The sequence below is a fragment of the Nocardioides sp. Z35_8 genome (assembly GCF_059621125.1).
Genome location: NZ_JCAQIE010000004.1, coordinates 244,916 through 262,357, shown reverse-complemented (window position 1 = coordinate 262,357; position 17,442 = coordinate 244,916). Strand labels below are relative to the sequence as shown.

The 17,442-nt window shown below is 71.7% G+C and carries 17 protein-coding genes; 14 read left to right on the top strand and 3 right to left on the bottom strand.

Going from position 1 to position 17,442, the window contains the following annotated elements:
• Positions 1-60 precede the first annotated feature (60 nt).
• From ftsZ to AC54T2_RS17720, 10 genes are all read left to right on the top strand, one after another.
• The gene (ftsZ, locus tag AC54T2_RS17765; protein ID WP_186341069.1) at positions 61-1,305 is read left to right on the top strand and encodes a cell division protein FtsZ; all 1,245 of its coding nucleotides are present in this window, start codon (positions 61-63) and stop codon (positions 1,303-1,305) included.
• Between the two features lie 14 nt (positions 1,306-1,319).
• The gene (gene pgeF, locus AC54T2_RS17760) at positions 1,320-2,018 is read left to right on the top strand and encodes a peptidoglycan editing factor PgeF (protein WP_496666840.1); all 699 of its coding nucleotides are present in this window, start codon (positions 1,320-1,322) and stop codon (positions 2,016-2,018) included.
• Entirely contained in the window at positions 2,015-2,716 is a 702-nt protein-coding gene (locus AC54T2_RS17755) for a YggS family pyridoxal phosphate-dependent enzyme (protein ID WP_186341071.1), read from the top strand. The genes pgeF and AC54T2_RS17755 overlap by 4 nt, the downstream gene beginning before the upstream one ends.
• A 61-nt stretch (positions 2,717-2,777) precedes the next feature.
• The gene (locus AC54T2_RS17750; RefSeq protein WP_186341072.1) at positions 2,778-3,263 is read left to right on the top strand and encodes a cell division protein SepF; all 486 of its coding nucleotides are present in this window, start codon (positions 2,778-2,780) and stop codon (positions 3,261-3,263) included.
• A 14-nt stretch (positions 3,264-3,277) separates the two neighbouring features.
• Positions 3,278-3,571, top strand: a complete 294-nt coding sequence (locus AC54T2_RS17745; RefSeq protein ID WP_186341073.1) for a YggT family protein — start codon at positions 3,278-3,280, stop codon at positions 3,569-3,571.
• A 106-nt stretch (positions 3,572-3,677) separates the two neighbouring features.
• Positions 3,678-4,430 (top strand): DivIVA domain-containing protein, encoded by a 753-nt coding sequence (locus AC54T2_RS17740; RefSeq protein ID WP_186341074.1) that lies wholly within the window; start codon positions 3,678-3,680, stop codon positions 4,428-4,430.
• A gap of 164 nt (positions 4,431-4,594) precedes the next feature.
• Positions 4,595-5,530 (top strand): TraR/DksA family transcriptional regulator, encoded by a 936-nt coding sequence (locus tag AC54T2_RS17735; protein ID WP_496666839.1) that lies wholly within the window; start codon positions 4,595-4,597, stop codon positions 5,528-5,530.
• Positions 5,531-5,586: 56 nt separating this feature from the next.
• Complete coding sequence (gene lspA, locus AC54T2_RS17730) at positions 5,587-6,177, top strand: signal peptidase II (protein ID WP_496666838.1); 591 nt, start codon at positions 5,587-5,589, stop codon at positions 6,175-6,177.
• On the top strand, positions 6,174-7,112 hold the full coding sequence (locus tag AC54T2_RS17725; RefSeq protein ID WP_496666837.1) for an RluA family pseudouridine synthase: 939 nt from the start codon (positions 6,174-6,176) through the stop codon (positions 7,110-7,112). Before lspA ends, AC54T2_RS17725 begins: the two co-directional genes overlap by 4 nt.
• The gene (locus AC54T2_RS17720; protein ID WP_496666836.1) at positions 7,102-7,800 is read left to right on the top strand and encodes a GNAT family N-acetyltransferase; all 699 of its coding nucleotides are present in this window, start codon (positions 7,102-7,104) and stop codon (positions 7,798-7,800) included. Before AC54T2_RS17725 ends, AC54T2_RS17720 begins: the two co-directional genes overlap by 11 nt.
• Before the next feature lie 104 nt (positions 7,801-7,904).
• Here the strand turns inward: AC54T2_RS17720 and AC54T2_RS17715 are convergent, their stop codons facing one another.
• On the bottom strand, positions 7,905-9,029 hold the full coding sequence (locus tag AC54T2_RS17715; protein ID WP_496666835.1) for a ThuA domain-containing protein: 1,125 nt from the start codon (positions 9,027-9,029) through the stop codon (positions 7,905-7,907).
• 117 nt (positions 9,030-9,146) lie between these two features.
• Here AC54T2_RS17715 and AC54T2_RS17710 point away from each other — a divergent pair, with 117 nt between their 5' ends.
• From AC54T2_RS17710 to AC54T2_RS17695, 4 genes are all read left to right on the top strand, one after another.
• Positions 9,147-10,109, top strand: coding sequence for a DUF2332 domain-containing protein (locus tag AC54T2_RS17710; RefSeq protein WP_496666834.1), 963 nt, complete (start codon positions 9,147-9,149; stop codon positions 10,107-10,109).
• Between the two features lie 160 nt (positions 10,110-10,269).
• On the top strand, positions 10,270-13,845 hold the full coding sequence (gene dnaE / locus AC54T2_RS17705; protein ID WP_186341081.1) for a DNA polymerase III subunit alpha: 3,576 nt from the start codon (positions 10,270-10,272) through the stop codon (positions 13,843-13,845).
• Positions 13,842-14,423 carry a hypothetical protein gene (locus AC54T2_RS17700; protein WP_496666833.1) on the top strand — a complete coding sequence of 194 codons (582 nt, stop codon included), beginning with the start codon at positions 13,842-13,844 and terminating at the stop codon, positions 14,421-14,423. The genes dnaE and AC54T2_RS17700 overlap by 4 nt, the downstream gene beginning before the upstream one ends.
• Before the next feature lie 69 nt (positions 14,424-14,492).
• Complete coding sequence (locus AC54T2_RS17695) at positions 14,493-16,220, top strand: DUF3352 domain-containing protein (RefSeq protein WP_496666832.1); 1,728 nt, start codon at positions 14,493-14,495, stop codon at positions 16,218-16,220.
• Positions 16,221-16,229: 9 nt separating this feature from the next.
• Here the strand turns inward: AC54T2_RS17695 and ybaK are convergent, their stop codons facing one another.
• Positions 16,230-16,721, bottom strand: a complete 492-nt coding sequence (gene ybaK / locus AC54T2_RS17690; RefSeq protein WP_496666831.1) for a Cys-tRNA(Pro) deacylase — start codon at positions 16,719-16,721, stop codon at positions 16,230-16,232.
• Positions 16,722-16,736: 15 nt separating this feature from the next.
• Positions 16,737-17,402: an LON peptidase substrate-binding domain-containing protein gene (locus AC54T2_RS17685; RefSeq protein ID WP_186341085.1), complete on the bottom strand. Its 666-nt coding sequence runs from the start codon at positions 17,400-17,402 to the stop codon at positions 16,737-16,739.
• Between the last annotated feature and the right edge of the window lie 40 nt (positions 17,403-17,442).

Sequence of the window (17,442 nt, the reverse complement as noted above, 5' to 3'; positions counted from 1 at the left end):
CCGAGGGTGGCGGACTCGTCCATCCCCCTGACACAGACACTCAAGGAAGGCCCCGCAGCCGTGGCAGCAGCGCAGAACTACCTGGCGATCATCAAGGTCGTCGGCATCGGTGGCGGCGGCGTCAACGCCGTCAACCGGATGATCGAGGTCGGCCTCAAGGGCGTCGAGTTCATCGCGATCAACACCGACGCCCAGGCACTCCTCATGAGCGACGCCGACGTCAAGCTCGACATCGGCCGCGAGCTCACCCGTGGGCTCGGCGCCGGCGCCGACCCCGAGGTGGGCGCCAAGGCCGCCGAGGACCACGCCGACGAGATCGAGGAGGTCATCAAGGGCGCCGACATGGTCTTCGTGACCGCCGGCGAGGGGGGTGGCACCGGCACCGGTGGCGCGCCCGTGGTGGCCCGCATCGCCCGCTCGCTCGGTGCCCTGACGATCGGTGTCGTCACCCGGCCGTTCGCGTTCGAGGGCCGGCGTCGCGCCAACTCCGCGGAGGAGGGCATCAGCCAGCTCCGCGAGGAGGTCGACACCCTCATCGTGATCCCCAACGACCGGCTGCTCTCGATCACCGACCGCAGCGTCTCGATCCTCGACGCCTTCAAGCAGGCCGACCAGGTGCTGCTGCAGGGCGTCTCCGGCATCACCGACCTGATCACCACCCCCGGCCTGATCAACCTCGACTTCGCCGACGTGAAGTCGGTGATGGCCAACGCCGGCTCGGCGCTGATGGGCATCGGCTCGGCCCGCGGCGAGGACCGCGCGGTCGCAGCCGCCGAGATGGCTGTCTCCAGCCCGCTGCTCGAGGCGAGCATCGAGGGCGCCCACGGCGTCCTGCTGTCCATCGCCGGCGGCTCCGACCTCGGCCTGTTCGAGATCAACGAGGCCGCGGCGCTCGTCTCCCAGGCCGCCCACGCCGAGGCCAACATCATCTTCGGCGCGACCATCGACGACGCCCTCGGCGACGAGGTGCGGGTCACCGTCATCGCCGCCGGGTTCGACGGCGGGATGCCCAAGCGTCGCTCCGACGGCAACGTGCTGCGCCAGCACCAGCCCGCCCAGACGCAGGAGCAGACCCGGGCGGCTGCCCAGCAGGTCGCGACACCGGCCCGCAGCGACTCGTCCGGCGCCCCGGCTCCTGCGACGTTCGCGCCGTCGAGCTCCGACGGGCAGGCGCCGTCGGCTCCCGCCCGGCAGGCCCCGGCCCAGCAGCAGGGCCAGCCCGGTCAGCAGTCCGCCCCGTCCCGGCCGGCTCGTCAGGTGCAGTTCGACGACGACGACCTCGATGTTCCCGACTTCTTGAAGTGAGCTGACCCAGGACCGTGCCGCTGCTGCGCCATCGTGAGCGGATCGAGGGCGACCTCGTCGTCGAGGTCGCCTTCACCGACTCCTCCCTCGGCCTCGGCGACGCCGAGGAGGCTGCCGTCCGCGACGACGCGCTCGCCCGCTTCGCCGCCGCGTCGGGCGCCCGTCCCGTGCTCATGGACCAGGTGCACGGTGCCGAGGTCTCGACGGTGGACGAGTGGAAGCCCTACGACCGGCGGCCCACGGCCGACGCCCTGCTCACGTCGCGTCCCGGGCTGGCGTTGCTGGCCCGTGCCGCGGACTGCGTGCCCGTGCTGCTGGCCGACCCGGCCACCGGGTGGGTGGCGGCCGCCCACTGCGGCCGTCCCGGCCTCGCCGCGGGTGTCGTGCCCGCCACCGTCGCCCGGTTCCGCGAGGAGGGGGCCCGGCCAGCCGTCGCCTGGATCGGCCCGCACGTGTGCGGCTCGTGCTACGAGGTGCCTGCCGACCTGCAGGACGAGGTCGCTGCCGTCGTGCCCGAGGCCCGGTCCACCACGTCGTGGGGCACGCCGGCCCTCGACCTCGGTGCCGGCGTGCGTGCCCAGCTCGCGGCCGCCGGCATCCCCGACGTCCGGGTCGTCGACGCCTGCACTCGCGAGGACGCCACGTGGCCGTCCTACCGTCGCGACGGAGCGGCGGCGACCCGCTTCGCCGGCGCGATCTGGGTGGCCCGATGACGGAGCGTCGCGACGAGCTCGCCGCCCACCTCGACGTCGTACGACGTCGCATCGCGACCGCGTGCGCCGAGGCGGGGCGCCCCGAGGGCGACGTCTCGCTCGTCGTCGTCACCAAGTTCTTCCCCGCCTCCGACGTCCGGCTGCTCGCCGACCTCGGCGTCACCGACGTCGGCGAGAACCGCCACCAGGAGGCGGAGGCCAAGGCCGCCGAGTGCGCCGACCTCGGCCTGCGGTGGCACTTCATCGGTGGGCTGCAGTCCAACAAGGCGGCAGCCGTCGCCGCCTACGCCGACGTCGTCGAGTCGGTCGACCGCCCCAAGCTCGTCGCGCCCCTGGCGCGCGGCGCGACGGCCCGGGGGAGCGAGGTCGACGTGCTCCTGCAGGTCAGCCTCGACCCGCCGGGAGCCGACCACCGCTCCGGCGTCGAGCCCGCCGCCCTCGTCGACCTGGCGCAGCGCGTGGCGGACGCCGACGGGCTGCGGCTGCGCGGACTGATGGCGGTGGCGCCCCTCGGCGAGGACCCCGACGCGGCCTTCACACGCCTCGCCGAGGTCCGCGAGGCGTTCCTGCGCGAGCACCCCGCGGCGCGCGTGCTGTCCGCGGGGATGAGCGGCGACCTCGAGGCGGCGATCCGGCACGGCGCGACACACGTGCGTGTCGGCTCCGCGGTCCTCGGTCCGAGGCCCACGGTCCAGTAATGTCCACAACAGTCAAGCGGCACCCGGTCCCGGGTGCCAGGTCTAGCGGAGGAACAGTCTCATGAGCGGCGCGATGCGCAAGATCGGCGAGTACCTCGGCCTGCTCGAGGACACCGGCCACTACGACGACTACGACGGCGACACCGAGACCACGACCCACGACGCTGTCGAGCAGCGCCCGGTCACGCGCGAGCGTCGCCCTGCCCCCGTGTCCGACCTCGCCGAGCGCCGCCGTCCGGCCCCGGTCCAGACAGGAGTCGTGGCCGAGTTGAGCCGCATCACCACCCTCCACCCCCGCAACTACAACGAGGCCCGCCTGGTCGGTGAGAACTACCGCGACGGCACGCCCGTGATCATGAACCTCAGCGAGATGGACGACAACGACGCCAAGCGCCTCGTCGACTTCGCGGCCGGCCTGATCTTCGCGACCCGCGGCTCGATCGAGCGCGTGACCAACAAGGTGTTCCTGCTCTCGCCGCCCAACGTCGCGGTCTCGGCCGAGGACAAGCAGCGGATCGCCGAGGACGGGTTCTTCAACCAGAGCTGATCCATACTTCACCTGTGTACACCGTCGGTTCCATCCTCGTCGCCATCCTCTACGTCTTCATCGGCCTGCTCTGGATCCGCTTCATCGTCGACTGGGTGCAGGTCTTCGCCCGGCGCTGGGAGCCCCATGGCCCGCTGCTCGTGGCCCTCGAGGGCGTCTACTCCGCGACCGACCCGCCGATCATGGCGCTGCGCCGCGTGATCCCGCCGCTGCGGATCGGCCAGGTCGCCCTCGACCTGAGCTTCCTGCTGGTGATGGTGGCCGCATGGCTGCTGCTCAGCGTGGTGCGCACGATCTTCGGCGTCTAGAAACCATCCGTCACACGGGTCACTGTGCCCGGTGGCGGTCCGGGCGCTATTGTCTCCTGACAGCAGAGCCACCGTGATTACCGATCGTGAAAGTTTGGGTGACGTCATGCCGCTGACGCCTGAGGACGTGAGCAACAAGCGCTTTACGCCTGTCCGCCTCCGTGAGGGCTACGACATGGGCGAGGTGGACCAGTTCCTGGACGAGGTCGAGGCGGAGCTCGCCCGGCTGACCAAGGAGAACGACGACCTGCGCGCCAAGCTGTCCGCCGCGCAGGCCGGTGGTTCGTCGGCTCCCTCGTCGATGCCGTCGTTCGCGCCCGCGGCTCCCGAGCCGGAGCCCGAGCCCGAGCCGGAGCCCGAGCCGCAGCGTCCCGCTCCCGTGGCCGCTGCCGCACCGCAGCAGACGATGCGCGTCGAGACGATCGCCGACGCCTCCAACGCCGCGGCCCGCCTCCTCGAGATCGCCACGCGCAACGCCGACGAGCTCGTCGAGGACGCCAAGAACGAGGCCGACCGCATCGTCGGCGCTGCCCGCACCAAGGCCGAGCGCCTCGAGGCCGAGGCCAAGACCAAGGCCGACCGCATGGAGGCCGACGCGCGCCAGCGTTCGCAGATGCTGGACTCCGAGACCGCCGAGCGCCGCCAGCAGATGTTCGGCGACCTGGAGAAGGAGCGCGACAAGCTCAACAGCGACGTCGAGACCCTCCGCCAGTTCGAGCGCGAGTACCGCTCCCGCCTGAAGACCTACTTCTCGCAGCAGCTGGAGGCGCTCGCCCACGGCAGCGAGACGCAGGCTCCGGCCGACAGCAGCAACGCGCCCAAGCGCCTGCGTTCGGTCCTCGGCGACGACGAGAGCTGATCGCCGAGCACCAGCACGACCCGAGCACATGCGAGAACGACCGCCCCCAGGGGTGGTCGTTCTCGCATTTCGGCGAAACGGAGTTGGTCGGTTTGATCCCACCGGATAGCCTCCCTGCACCGTGTGGCTCCCGCCACACCTGACGCACGCCTGGAGGCCCTCGGATGGCTGGCAGCACGCGCAAGTCCCTGGCCGGCACGGCCGCCGCAGCAGCGAAGCGGGTGATCTCCCGCACGCGCACGACCGCCGCGCAGGAGCCGGCGGCAGCCGCAGCGAAGAAGGCCGCCGCCACGGGGCCGGTCGCCAAGAAGGCGCCGGGCGAGAAGCCCGCCGCCACGAAGGCCCCGGCGGGCACGGCGCCGGTCACGAAGCCGCCCGCCACGAAGTCCACGGCGAAGAAGGCGCCCGCCGCGGGGCCGGCGAAGAAGGCCCCGGCGAAGAAGGCCCCGGCGAAGAAGGCCGCAGCGAAGAAGGCCCCAGCGAAGAAGGCCCCGGCCAAGAAGGCCGCAGCGTCGAAGAGCCCGGCGAAGAAGGCCCCGGCCAGGAAGGCCCCGGCCAAGAAGGCGGCCGCGACGCGGTCGGCACCTGCCGCCCCCGCACCCACGACCACGACGACGACGACGACGAAGGCTGCACCCGTGACGAAGGCCGCTCCGACGCCCGCCCAGAAGGCCGCCCCGGCCAAGAAGGTCCGCAAGGCGACCCCCTCGACCCTGGTGGTCCTCGAGGGCGAGAGCCCCTGGACCAGGGCCGAGCTCAACGAGGTGGTCAAGGAGCTCAAGGAGCACCGTGACCGCCTGACCGCCATCGTGGGCGAATCGGAGGCGGAGCTGGCCGGGCTGATGCGCGATGCCGGCGACGGGGCCGGGCACGACCAGGCCGACGTCGGGGCGACCAGCTTCGAGCGCGACCACGAGCTCACCGTCCTCACCCGGGAGCGCGAGACGCTCGCGCAGATCGAGCGCGCCCTGGCGCACATCGACGACGGCAGCTACGGCGTGTGTGACTCCTGCGGCAACCCGGTCGGCAAGAATCGGCTGATGGCGGTGCCCCATGCCACACTGTGCATGTCATGCAAGCAGCGCGAGGAGCGTCGCTGAACTCCAGCGACCCGGTCGATCAGGCCACGGCCCGTCGTCGACGCGTCGATGCCCGCGTGCTGTTCGCGGCGGTGGCGATCACGGCCTACGCCGTCGACCTCGGCACCAAGGAGTGGGCCCTCAGCGCACTGGCCGACGGTGACATCCCGGTCCTGGGCGACTGGCTCACGCTCCACCTGACGTTCAACCCCGGTGCGGCGTTCAGCACCGGCACCGACTTCACCATCGTGTTCACCTGCCTGGCGATCGCCGCCGTCGTCGTGGTGCTGTGGCTCAGCCGCCGGATCGCGACCACCGGGTGGGCGCTGGCACTGGGGTTCCTCCTGGGCGGCGTCGCGGGCAACCTGACCGACCGCATCCTTCGCGACCCCGAGCCGTTCCACGGCCACGTCGTCGACTTCCTGATGCTGCCCAAGTGGCCGGTGTTCAACGTCGCCGACGTCTGCATCAACGTCGCGGCGGGCCTGATCATCCTGCAGACCTTCCGCGGCATCGCCCTCGACGGCACCCGCGAGTCCGACGCCAGGTCCGACGCCAGGTCCGACGCCAGGTCCGACGCCAGGTCCGACGCGGGGTCCGACGCCAGGTCCGACGAGGTCGAGGCCCGCCGGGAGCCCGGTCGCGAGCCGGGGCACGGGGCGACGTGACGACCCACGCCGACCACCGCACGGTCTTCGTCCCCGACGGCCTGGCGGGCGAGCGCGTCGACGCCGCCATGGCCAGGATGTTCGGGTTCTCCCGCACCCGGGCCGCCGACCTGATCTCGCAGGGCCTCGTGCACGTCGACGGCTCCGTCGTGGGCAAGAGCGACCGGGTCGACGCCGGTGCGATGCTCGACGTGACCATCCCCGCGGAGTCCGACCCCCTCGAGGTCGTCCCGGAGGTCGTCGAGGGCATCCGGATCATCCACGACGACGACGCCATCGTCGTGATCGACAAGCCGGTCGGCGTGGCCGTGCACCCCTCGCCCGGCTGGTCGGGCCCCACCGTCGTCGGCCACCTCGCCGGCGCCGGGTTCCGCATCTCCACCAGTGGCGCCAGCGAGCGCCAGGGCATCGTGCAGCGCCTCGATGTCGGCACGAGCGGCGTGATGGTGATCTGCAAGTCCGAGCGCGCCTACTCCGTGCTCAAGAACGCGTTCCGTCACCGCACGGTCGACAAGACCTACCACGCCCTCGTGCAGGGACACCCCGACCCGCTCTCCGGCACGGTCGACGCCCCGATCGGGCGCCACCCGCACCACGACTACAAGTTCGCCGTGATGGCCGACGGCCGCGCCAGCGTCACCCACTACGAGACGCTCGAGGCCCATCGCTTCGCCAGCCTGCTCGAGGTGCACCTGGAGACCGGGCGCACCCACCAGATCCGGGTGCACATGAGCGCGCTCAAGCACCCGTGCGTGGGCGACCTGACCTACGGCGCCGACCCGACCCTCGCCAAGCGACTGGGTCTCGAGCGGCAGTGGCTGCACGCGATGCGGCTCGGCTTCGAGCACCCCGAGACCGGCGACTACGTCACCTACGAGTCCACCTATCCCGACGACCTCGCCCACGCGCTCGAGGTCATCCGTGATGAGCGCTGACCTCACCCTGCGTCCGGTCACCCCCGACGACCTCGCCGTCGTCGCCGACCTGCACCTCGTCTCCCGTCGCGCCGCGGCGGACGCCTTTCCGCCGCCCGCGCACCCCGACCACGAGGTCCGGCAGTGGGTCGCGGGCTGGGACCTGTCGTCGTACGAGGTGTGGCTGGCCGAGCGCGACGGCGAGCCGTCCGGCTACGCGCGCTGGACGGCGACCTGGCTCGACGACCTCTACGTGCACCCCGCCCACCAGGGCCACGGCGTGGGGAGTGCGCTCTTCGAGCTCGTCGCCTCGACGCGCCCCCAGGGGTTCTGCCTGTGGGTCTTCGAGACCAACGCGCCGGCCCGGGCGTTCTACGCCCGCCACGGCTGCCTGGAGCTCGAGCGCACCGACGGCTCGGCCAACGAGGAGCGTGCGCCCGACATCCGGGTCGCCTGGCCGGGGTCGGAGCCGCTGGTCTTCCTGCGCGGGCTGATCGACGAGACCGACCTGCTCCTGGGCGACGTGCTCGCCCGTCGCACGGCGCTGACCCGGGCCGTGCAGGTGGTGAAGCCGTCGACGGAGCGCGACCCCGACCGAGAGGCGGAGATCGTGCGCCGCGTGGCAGCCGTGGTCCCGGCGCTCGGGCCCGAGCGGGTGGGGCGCATCGTCGACACGATCATCGCCGAGGCGCTCGACGCGTCCCGCTGAGCCGCCGCACGCAGGACGACCGGCCACCCCCGGGTCGGGAGTGGCCGGCCGTGCGTCGCTGCCCGGCGTGCGGGCGGGTGGTGCGAACGGGTGGTGCGGTCGGGTCAGTAGCCGACGAGTCCCGACTGCCACTCGACGAGGTCGCCGATCTTGGCGACGAGGGTCGCGTCCTGCAGGCCGTGGGCCTTTCCCTTCGCCTTCTTCAAGATGTGCGCCGCCTGAGCATGGTCGCCCTCCTCCGCAGCCGCCTCGGCGGCGGCGAGGTACTCGGCCACGTCGCGGCCGAGCTTCGCGTTGCGGTTGCCACCGTCGTCGGCGAGGTCGGCGGTGATCGCCACGACCTCCGGGAACGTCACGCAGTTGCCGCCGCCCTCGACGACGCCGGCGGTCCACTCGATGCCACCGAGCAGGTGGGCCAGGAACAGCGGGTCGGTGTAGGACGCCTCGACGTGACCGGCACCCTCGTACCAGGAGCGGCCACCCTCGAAGTTGTGGCACCAGGCGATCGGGTGGTCGGCGCCCATGGCCCCGCGACCCGGGCTGTAGGTCGACTCGTCGAGGGTGATCAGGACGTGCACGTCCTCACGCGGGTTGGCGGTGAAGTTGTACCACTCGTCGAAGCGCGACCACCGCTTGGGCAGCATCGTGGTGGAGGGGTGGGTGGGGCTCTCCACGACCATCGTCGCCTGCTGCTGCGCGGGGTGGGCGAGGAACCGCGCCGACCCGCCGGTCAGGCGGCTGAACCACCGGACGGCGTGCATCTCGTCGGTCGCCGCGTGGAGGCCGACGAAGCCGCCGCCCTGGCGGATGTAGCCCTGGAACGCCGCGAGCTCCGCGTCGTCGAGGGTGCGGGGGCTGGCCGGGTTCTGGTTGTTGGTGCCGTCCACGGGCGAGGCGAACATGATCGTGGCGTACTGGGAGAGCGCCTGGGTGCTGGTGAACGGCGTCGTGGCCATCGTCAGGTCGGGCTGGCCGGGGGAGCGCCCGATCGGCGGGTCCCAGACGTCGACGGTGAAGCCGTTGTCCTTGCCCAGCTCGATGACCGCGTTGGTGGTCTCGTCGATGTGGGAGTGGCGGAAGCCGAGGGTCTTGCCGACCACGAGCACCTTGTAGGGCTCGGCGGCGGGGGCGGCCTTCGGCTCGGCTCCGGCCGGGGCGAGCGTCGTCCCTGTCAGGAGCAGGGCGCCGGCGCACAGGCCGGTGGCGAGCAGGCTGAGCGGTTTTCTCATGGTGGTCCTTCGCGCGGGGGGATTTGTTTGGGTTCCCAACAAATGGGGACAGGGGCACCGTAGTGACGTCTGTCACGTCGGTCAACGCTCCCCTCGGGGGTCCGGCATCATGGCCGCGTGCTGCTCTATGACGACGTGGTGAGCGAGTACCGCGACTTCGCGACCTACGCCGCGGGCGACTCACCGTGCTTCGAGGAGTGGGCGCTCGGGGCGTCCACGGACGAGGAGGTGCTGGCCTGGCTCGGCACCCTGCCGCCGCTCAAGCGGCAGCCCAACCTCGTGTTCGCGGCCGCCCGGTGGCACGGTGCTCCCGCCCCGGCGCCGTACGCCGCCCTGCGCCGGGTGCTGCTCGAGCAGGAGCCCGAGGTGCGGGCGAGCGTCATGTCCCGGGCGACCCAGACCAACGAGGTCGGCCGGCTCGCGAGCCTCACCCCGGTCCTCGGCCTCCTCGACGGTCCGCTGGCGCTGATCGAGGTCGGGGCGAGCGCCGGGCTGTGCCTGCACCCCGACCGCTACGACTACGCCTGGCCGCCCGTGGGTGGGCTGCGGGGGAGCGGCGGCCCGGTCCTGACGGCCGCGGCCACGGGTCCGCTGCCGGTGCCCGCCCGCCACCCCGAGGTCGCCTGGCGCGGGGGCGTCGACCTCAACCCGCTCGACGTCGCCGACGCCGACGCGATGCGGTGGCTGGAGAACCTCGTCTGGCCCGAGCAGGACGAGCGCCGCGAGCGTCTTCGCGCCGCCGTGGAGGTCGCCCGCCTCGACCCGCCGGACCTGCGCCGCGGCGACCTGTTCGACCACCTTCCGGCGCTGCTCGACCGGGCCGCGACCCACGGCACCCCGGTGGTGTTCCACTCGGCCGTCATCGCCTACCTCGAGGAGCCCGACCGGCGTCGCTTCCACGAGCTGATGACCGGACTCGTCGCGGGCGGGCGCTGCCGTTGGATCAGCAACGAGGGGCGCCACGTGCTGCCGTCGGTCACGGGCGACGCCGACGTCCCCCCGGGCCGCTTCGTGACCGCCCTGGACGGCACCCCGGTGGCCCACAGCCACGGCCACGGGCACGCGATCCACTGGCTGTGAGCGTGGCGCCCGCCACCCTCCTCGACGGGGCGAGTGTCCTGTCGGTGGGGCCGGTCAGACTGACGTAGGCTGACTGCCTTCCCCCTCTCCGTCTGGCGGTCGCCACCGACCCCGCCAGTGACACCGTCAGCGACCGAAGAAAGGTGCGGAAGTCTCCCCCATGTCGTCCGGCTCCACAGACAGCTCCACGGGCAACTTCGTGCACCTGCACGTGCACACCGAGTACTCCATGCTCGACGGCGCGTCCCTGCTCGACGGCCTGTTCGCCCGCACCAGCGACCTGGGCATGCCGGCCATCGCGATGACCGACCACGGCAACCTGCACGGCGCCTACGACTTCTACTCCAAGGCGCGCCGGCACGGCGTGAAGCCCATCATCGGCATCGAGGCCTACATCACGCCCGGCACCCAGCGCGGTGAGCGCCGGCGCGTGCGGTGGGGGCAGGGCGACCTGGCCGAGGAGGGCGGCAACGACGTCGCCGGCGGCGGCGCCTACACCCACATGACGATGTGGGCCGAGAGCACCGAGGGCATGCACAACCTCTTCCGGCTGTCGTCGCGCTCGAGCCTCGAGGGCTACTTCTACAAGCCCCGCATGGACAAGGAGATCCTCGCCGAGCACAGCAAGGGGCTGATCGTCAGCACCGGCTGCCCCAGCGGCGCGATCCAGACCCGGCTGCGCCTGGGCCAGTACGACGAGGCCGTCCGCGAGGCGGGCGAGCTGCAGGACATCTTCGGGCGCGACAACGTCTTCCTCGAGCTGATGGACCACGGCATCGACATCGAGAAGCGGGTCCGCGACGACCTGCTGCGCCTGGGCCGGGAGATGGGCATCGCACCCATCGCCACCAACGACTCCCACTACAACAACCCCGAGGACGCCGCCGCCCACGACGCCCTGATCTGCGTCGCGTCGGGCAAGCGGCTCTCCGACACCAACCGGCTCAAGTTCGACGGCGGCGGCTACTACATCAAGTCGCCGGCCGAGATGCGCGCCCTGTGGGCCGACCGCTTCGGGATGCCGGAGGCCTGCGACAACACGCTGGCGATCGCCGAGCGCTGCGACGTCGAGTTCACCGAGTCGACCGGCGGCTACATGGCCCGCGCCGACGTGCCCGAGGGCGAGACCGAGGACTCGTGGTTCCGCAAGGAGGTCTGGCGCGGCATCGAGGCGCGCTACCCCGGCGACCGCCTCGACCAGGAGGTCCGCGACCGGGTCGAGATGGAGCTCGCGATCATCTCCCAGAAGGGCTACTGCGGCTACTACCTCGTGGTCGCCGACTTCATCAACTGGGCCAAGGACAACGGCATCCGGGTCGGCCCCGGCCGCGGCTCGGGTGCGGGCTCGATCGCCGCCTACGCCCTGCGCATCACCGACCTCTGCCCGCTCGAGCACGGGCTGTTCTTCGAGCGCTTCCTCAACCCCGAGCGCCCCTCGATGCCCGACTTCGACATCGACTTCGACGACGCGCGTCGCGGCGAGGTCATCCACTACGTCAGCCAGAAGTACGGCGCCGAGCGCGTCGCGCAGATCGCGACGTTCGGCCGGCTCAAGGCGAAGGCGGCGATCAAGGACGCCGCACGCGTGCTCGACCACGGCTTCGCGATCTCCGACCGGATCACCAAGGCGCTGCCCGCCGACGTGATGGGCAAGGGCGTCCCGCTCAAGGAGATCTTCAACCCCCAGCACAAGCGCTACCACGACGGCGGCGAGTTCCGCGCGCTGCACGAGCAGGACGCCGACGTCCGCACCATCTACGAGACGGCGCTCGGCCTCGAGGGCCAGATCCGCAACTGGGGCGTGCACGCGGCCGGCGTGATCATGTCGAGCGAGCCGCTCATCGACATCGTGCCCATCATGGCCCGCCCCCAGGACGGGGCGGTGATCACGCAGTTCGACTACCCGATGTGCGAGTCGCTCGGCCTGGTCAAGATGGACTTCCTCGGCCTGTCCAACCTGCGGATCCTCGAGGACGCGCTGTCCAACATCAAGGTCAACCGCGACCTCGACGTCGTCCTGGAGGAGCTGCCCTTCGACGACCGCCCCACCTACGAGCTGATGGGCCGCGGCGACACGCTCGGCGTGTTCCAGCTCGACGGCTCCGGCATGCGCGCGCTGCTGCGCTCGATGCAGCCCGACCAGTTCGCCGACATCACCGCTGTCAGCGCCCTCTACCGCCCCGGCCCGATGGGCGCCGACTCCCACAACAAGTACGCCCGCCGCAAGAACGGCCGCGAGCCGATCGAGCCGATCCACCCGGCGCTCGCCGAGGCGCTCGAGCCGGTCCTGGGGGAGACCTACGGCCTGATCGTCTACCAGGAGCAGGTGATGGCGATCGCCCAGGTGCTCGCCGGCTTCACCCTCGGCGCCGCCGACAACCTCCGCCGGGCGATGGGCAAGAAGAAGAAGGAGGAGCTCGACAAGCAGTACGCCGGCTTCCAGGCCGGCATGCTCGAGCGCAGCTTCCCCCAGAGCGCCATCGACAAGCTCTGGGAGATCCTGCTCCCGTTCTCCGACTACGCCTTCAACAAGTCGCACTCGGCCGCCTACGGCGTCATCACCTACTGGACGGCCTACCTCAAGGCCAACTACCCCACCGAGTACATGGCCGCGCTCCTCACGTCCGTCAAGGACGACAAGGACAAGATGGCCATCTACCTCAACGAGTGCCGTCGGATGAAGATCCAGGTGCTGCCGCCCGACGTCAACGAGTCGCACGCCAACTTCACGCCGGTCGGCAACGACATCCGCTTCGGCCTGACCGCCGTGCGCAACGTCGGCAGCAACGTCGTCGACGGCATCGTGTCCGCGCGCGAGGCGAAGGGCCGCTACCTCGACTTCAACGACTTCATGGAGAAGGTCCCCGCGCTGGTGTGCAACAAGCGCGTGGTGGAGTCGCTGATCAAGGCGGGCGCCTTCGACGACATGAAGCACAAGCGCCGCGCGCTCGCCGCGGTCCACGAGACCGCGGTCGACCAGTTCGTGGACCTCAAGAAGAACGAGGCGATCGGCCAGGACTCGCTCTTCGCCGGGCTCGGCGACGGCGACGACGACGCCGGCTTCGGGGTGAGCGTGACGATCCCCGACATCGACGACTGGGACAAGCTCACCCTGCTCGGCCACGAGCGCGAGATGCTCGGCCTCTACGTCTCCGACCACCCGCTGCTCGGTCTCGAGCACGTGCTCTCCCAGGGCACCGACTGCACGATCGGGCAGCTGATGCTCGACGAGGACCGCGCCCACAACTCCACCCTCACCGTGAGCGGCCTGATCACCTCGGTCCAGCGCAAGATCACCAAGCGCGGCGACCCGTGGGCCACCATCACGCTCGAGGACCTCGACGGAGCCATCGACGTGCTGCTCTTCCCGAGCGCCTACACCCTCGCCTCGACCCTGCTCGTCGAGGACCAGATCGTCCGGATCAAGGGCCAGCTCTCCCGCGACAAGGACCAGCCGGAGCTGCGCGCCCAGGAGGTCACCGCGCCCGACCTCACCCAGGGACCCGCCGGCCCGGTCGTGATCAGCCTGCCGTCGACGCGGTGCACCCCGCCCGTGGTCGCCCAGCTGCGCGACGTGCTCGGCACCCACCCGGGCATGACCGAGGTCCAGCTGCGCCTGCTGACCCGCAGCTCGACCAAGGTGCTGCGCCTCGACGACAACCTGCGCGTCAGCCCGAGTCCGGCGTTGTTCGCCGACCTCAAGCAGCTGCTCGGCCCGGGTTGCCTGGCCGGATGAGCGACGCCACGCACGCGCCCGAGCAGTCCGGCGACGAGCCCGGGGCCGGTCCGGGACCGTCATCGCTGCGGCGCCGCCTGCTCTGGGTGCTCGTGCTGTTCGTCGGCGGCGGAGCGGCCGCCGGGGTGCTCTGGGAGCGCCTCGCGGAGCCCGCCACCGGCCTGGCCTACGAGGGCGGCTGGTACCTCGAGCCGGCCGGTCCCGACCTGTCGTTCCAGGCCGTCGCGCTCTACGTGGTGATCGCCTTCCCGCTCGGCCTCCTGCTGGCCGTGCTCGTGGGCAGGTGGCGTGGTCACGAGCGCGTCACCGTCCTGGCGGTGCTCGTGGCAGCCGGCCTGGGCGCCGCGGCGATGTACGCCGTCGGCCACGCGCTCGGTCCGCCCGACCCGCAGGCGCTGGCCGCGGGCAGCCACGACTACACCGAGCTGCCGGCCGAGCTCGGCCTGACCGCCCCCGATCGGGACAGCGTCCCCTGGCACTCGACGGCACTGCTCGCGCTGCCCGGGGGAGCCATGCTCGGGCTGGTCGGGTCCTATCTCGGGGGCAACTGGGCCACGGCGCGGCGCGCGCGTGGGTAGGCTTCCCCCCGAACGCAAGTAAGCAGTCCCGGTGCCGCCGGGACCCGTGCAGTGGGGGAGCAGGACGACATGAGCATGACACCTGGGGGACCGGCCGAGCGGCCCGAGTACCTGGACGGATCGGGTCCGGCGCAGCCGGTGCCCGGCGACGACAGCAAGAAGCGGCTCATCGCCCTCGGGGCGATCGTGGCCGGCGGCGCGGTGGTCGCCGGTGGCGCCTGGGCCGCCAGCAGCTTCTTCGCCACCGGGTCGCAGCCCGCCGAGGCGCTCCCGGCCTCCACGGTCGCCTACGTCAGCGTCGACCTCGACCCGAGCGGCGGGCAGAAGATCGAGGCCATCAAGACCCTGCGGAAGTTCCCCGGGTTCACCGACCAGGTCGACATCAAGAGCGACGAGGACCTGCGCGAGCGCCTCTTCGAGGAGATCACGTCCTCGGGCGAGTGCGAGGGCCTCGACTACGACGCCGACGTCAAGCCGTGGCTGGGCTCGCGCGCCGCGATGGCCGTGGTCGACCTCGGCGAGGACGAGCCCACGCCGGTCGGCGTCGTGCAGACGTCCGACGCCGGCAAGGCCGAGGACGGCCTCTCGGCACTCATCGACGCCTGCGGCGGCGGCGAGGACGGCGGTGACGCCGAGGCCAGCACCGACGTCGGCGGCTGGGTGGTCGAGGGCGACTGGATCGTCGTCGCGGAGACCCGGGAGATCGCCCAGAAGGTCGTCGAGGCCGCCGACGGCTCCCCGCTCGCGGGCGACGCGGCGTTCGAGGAGTGGACCGGCGAGGCCGGTGACGACGGATTCATGTCGATGTACGTCGGCAAGGCCGTCACCAAGTACATGGACGACTTCGGCGCCACCGGCGCGATGCTCGGCGGCCCGCTGTTCAGCGGCGCTGCCGACCCGATGGAACTGTCCTCCGAGTGCCTGGCCGGGGCCACCACGACCGAGGAGATCGACGCCTGCCTCAACGAGCCCGCGTCCGAGACCTCGTCTGAGGAGGTCCCGCCGGAGCTGCAGCAGATGCTGGACGACTTCGACGGCATGGCCGCCACCGTCCGCTTCGACGACGGTGCGGTCGAGATCGAGTACGCCACGAGCGACTACCAGCCCGACATGACCAAGTTCCTCGCCAGCAAGACCGGCGCCGAGATGGTGGCCGGCCTCCCCGAGGACACCATCGCCGCCTTCGGGTTCTCCCTCGGCGAGGGCTGGGCGCAGGGCCTGCTCGACTACATCAAGTCGGTCGCGCCCGACGAGGCCGCGTCCGTCGACGACCAGATCGCGCAGTTCGAGTCCGAGACCGGCCTCGCGTTCCCCGAGGACATCGAGACGCTCCTCGGCGAGGGCGTCACCGTGTCCGTCGGCGGCGGGATCGACCCCGACGCCATCGCCAACGGCGGTCCGCAGGAGGTCCCCGCCGGCATCACGATCAAGGGCGACGCGGACGAGATCCAGGCCGTGCTCGACAAGATCAGCGCGGCAGTCGGCTCCGAGGCCGAGGAGTACCTCCAGGTCACCGAGGCCGACGGGCACGCCGTCCTCGCGCTGCAGGACGACTACCGCTCCTCGCTCGAGTCCGAGAGCGGCCTCGGCGACAGCTCCGCCTACACCGACGTCATCGACGGCGACGCGCAGACGGTGTTCTACCTCAACTTCGACGCCGACGACGACTGGCTGGTCCGGCTGGCCGAGGACGACCCCGACATCAGCAAGAACCTCGAGCCGCTCGCGGCGTTCGGCGTCAGCGGATGGGTCGACGACGACGTCGTCCACGGCCTGGTCAAGTTCACGACCGACTGAGGCACCCGCTCAGCGACCGATGGTGGCGGTCACCGCACCGGTGACCGCCACCAGGTCCTGCGGAGCGAGCTCGATGTCGAAGCCGCGTCGCCCGCCGGACACCAGCACGGTGGCGTGGTCGAGGGCCGAGGTGTCGAGCACCGTGCGGTGCGCGCGCCTCTGGCCGATGGGGGAGATGCCCCCGGCGACGTAGCCCGTGGCCCGCTCGGCGGCGGCCACGTCGGCCATCACCGCCTTGCTGCCGCCCAGCGCCCGCGCGAGGGCCTTGAGGTCGAGCTGCCCGGCCACCGGCACGACGGCCACGACCAGCTCGCCGTCGAGGGAGGTGAGCAGCGTCTTGAAGACCCGCGCAGGGTCCTCGCCGAGCGCCCCGGCCGCCTCGAGGCCGTACGACGTCGCGCGCGGGTCGTGCTCGTAGGTCCGCGGCAGGTAGTGGATGCCTGCCCTCGTCAGGGCGAGGGTGGCGGGGGTGCCGCCCGCACCCCGTGTCTTCTTCGCCATCGGCGCCGACTCGGCTCAGTTGGGCGACCAGGCCGTGCGGGCGACCTGCGTGGCCGGCAGGGACGGGATCACGTTGATGGCGCGGAGCTCCTCGGTCAGCAGCCGCGTGACGAGGGTGAGCCGCTCGGTGGCGTCGGGGGCCTCGAGCAGCGCCTGCCGCTCGGCCATCGGGAGCGGGGCCAGCGCCGAGAGGGTCCAGGCCAGGTAGTCGGGGTCGCGCGGCAGGGTGCCGCTGAACGGGTCGCCCTGCAGCTCCGTCATGGCCGCCCGGAACGCGGTGAAGGTCGCGCGGGCCCGGTCGAGCACCTCGGCGGGGACCTCGACCTCGGGCTCGGGCAGGACCACCGCCAGCCCTTGGGGGAAGTCGGCGCCGCGCTGCATCTCCTCGAGCACCAGCCGCTCGCGGGCCACCGCCACGATGTCGAAGGTGCCGTCGTCGCGGCGCTCGGCCTCGGTGAGCTGCAGCACGCAGCCGACGCGGTAGACCGACTGGGCGCCGTGGTCGCCGACCTCGTAGCCCTCCCGGATGGCGACCGTGCCGAACACCCGATCCGCCGGGTCGTCCACCTCGAGGAGGTGCCGCACGAGCATCCGGTAGCGGTCCTCGAAGACGTGGAGCGGCACGGCCATGCCCGGGAACACCACGGTGCTCAGCGGGAACATCGGCATCGGATCGCTCACACCCACGACACTAGTGGCCGCTGTCCACGATGGACGCGCC

What these genes read in the sequence shown, in the direction of transcription:
- AC54T2_RS17715 (WP_496666835.1), bottom strand. Translation starts at nt 9,029, where the DNA reads ATGAGAAAACCGCTCAGCCTGCTCGCCACCGGCCTGTGCGCCGGCGCC.
- dnaE (WP_186341081.1), top strand. Translation starts at nt 10,270, where the DNA reads ATGTCGTCCGGCTCCACAGACAGCTCCACGGGCAACTTCGTGCACCTG.
- AC54T2_RS17755 (WP_186341071.1), top strand. Translation starts at nt 2,015, where the DNA reads ATGACGGAGCGTCGCGACGAGCTCGCCGCCCACCTCGACGTCGTACGA.
- AC54T2_RS17735 (WP_496666839.1), top strand. Translation starts at nt 4,595, where the DNA reads ATGGCTGGCAGCACGCGCAAGTCCCTGGCCGGCACGGCCGCCGCAGCA.
- AC54T2_RS17720 (WP_496666836.1), top strand. Translation starts at nt 7,102, where the DNA reads ATGAGCGCTGACCTCACCCTGCGTCCGGTCACCCCCGACGACCTCGCC.
- ybaK (WP_496666831.1), bottom strand. Translation starts at nt 16,721, where the DNA reads ATGGCGAAGAAGACACGGGGTGCGGGCGGCACCCCCGCCACCCTCGCC.
- AC54T2_RS17740 (WP_186341074.1), top strand. Translation starts at nt 3,678, where the DNA reads ATGCCGCTGACGCCTGAGGACGTGAGCAACAAGCGCTTTACGCCTGTC.
- AC54T2_RS17700 (WP_496666833.1), top strand. Translation starts at nt 13,842, where the DNA reads ATGAGCGACGCCACGCACGCGCCCGAGCAGTCCGGCGACGAGCCCGGG.
- AC54T2_RS17695 (WP_496666832.1), top strand. Translation starts at nt 14,493, where the DNA reads ATGAGCATGACACCTGGGGGACCGGCCGAGCGGCCCGAGTACCTGGAC.
- AC54T2_RS17750 (WP_186341072.1), top strand. Translation starts at nt 2,778, where the DNA reads ATGAGCGGCGCGATGCGCAAGATCGGCGAGTACCTCGGCCTGCTCGAG.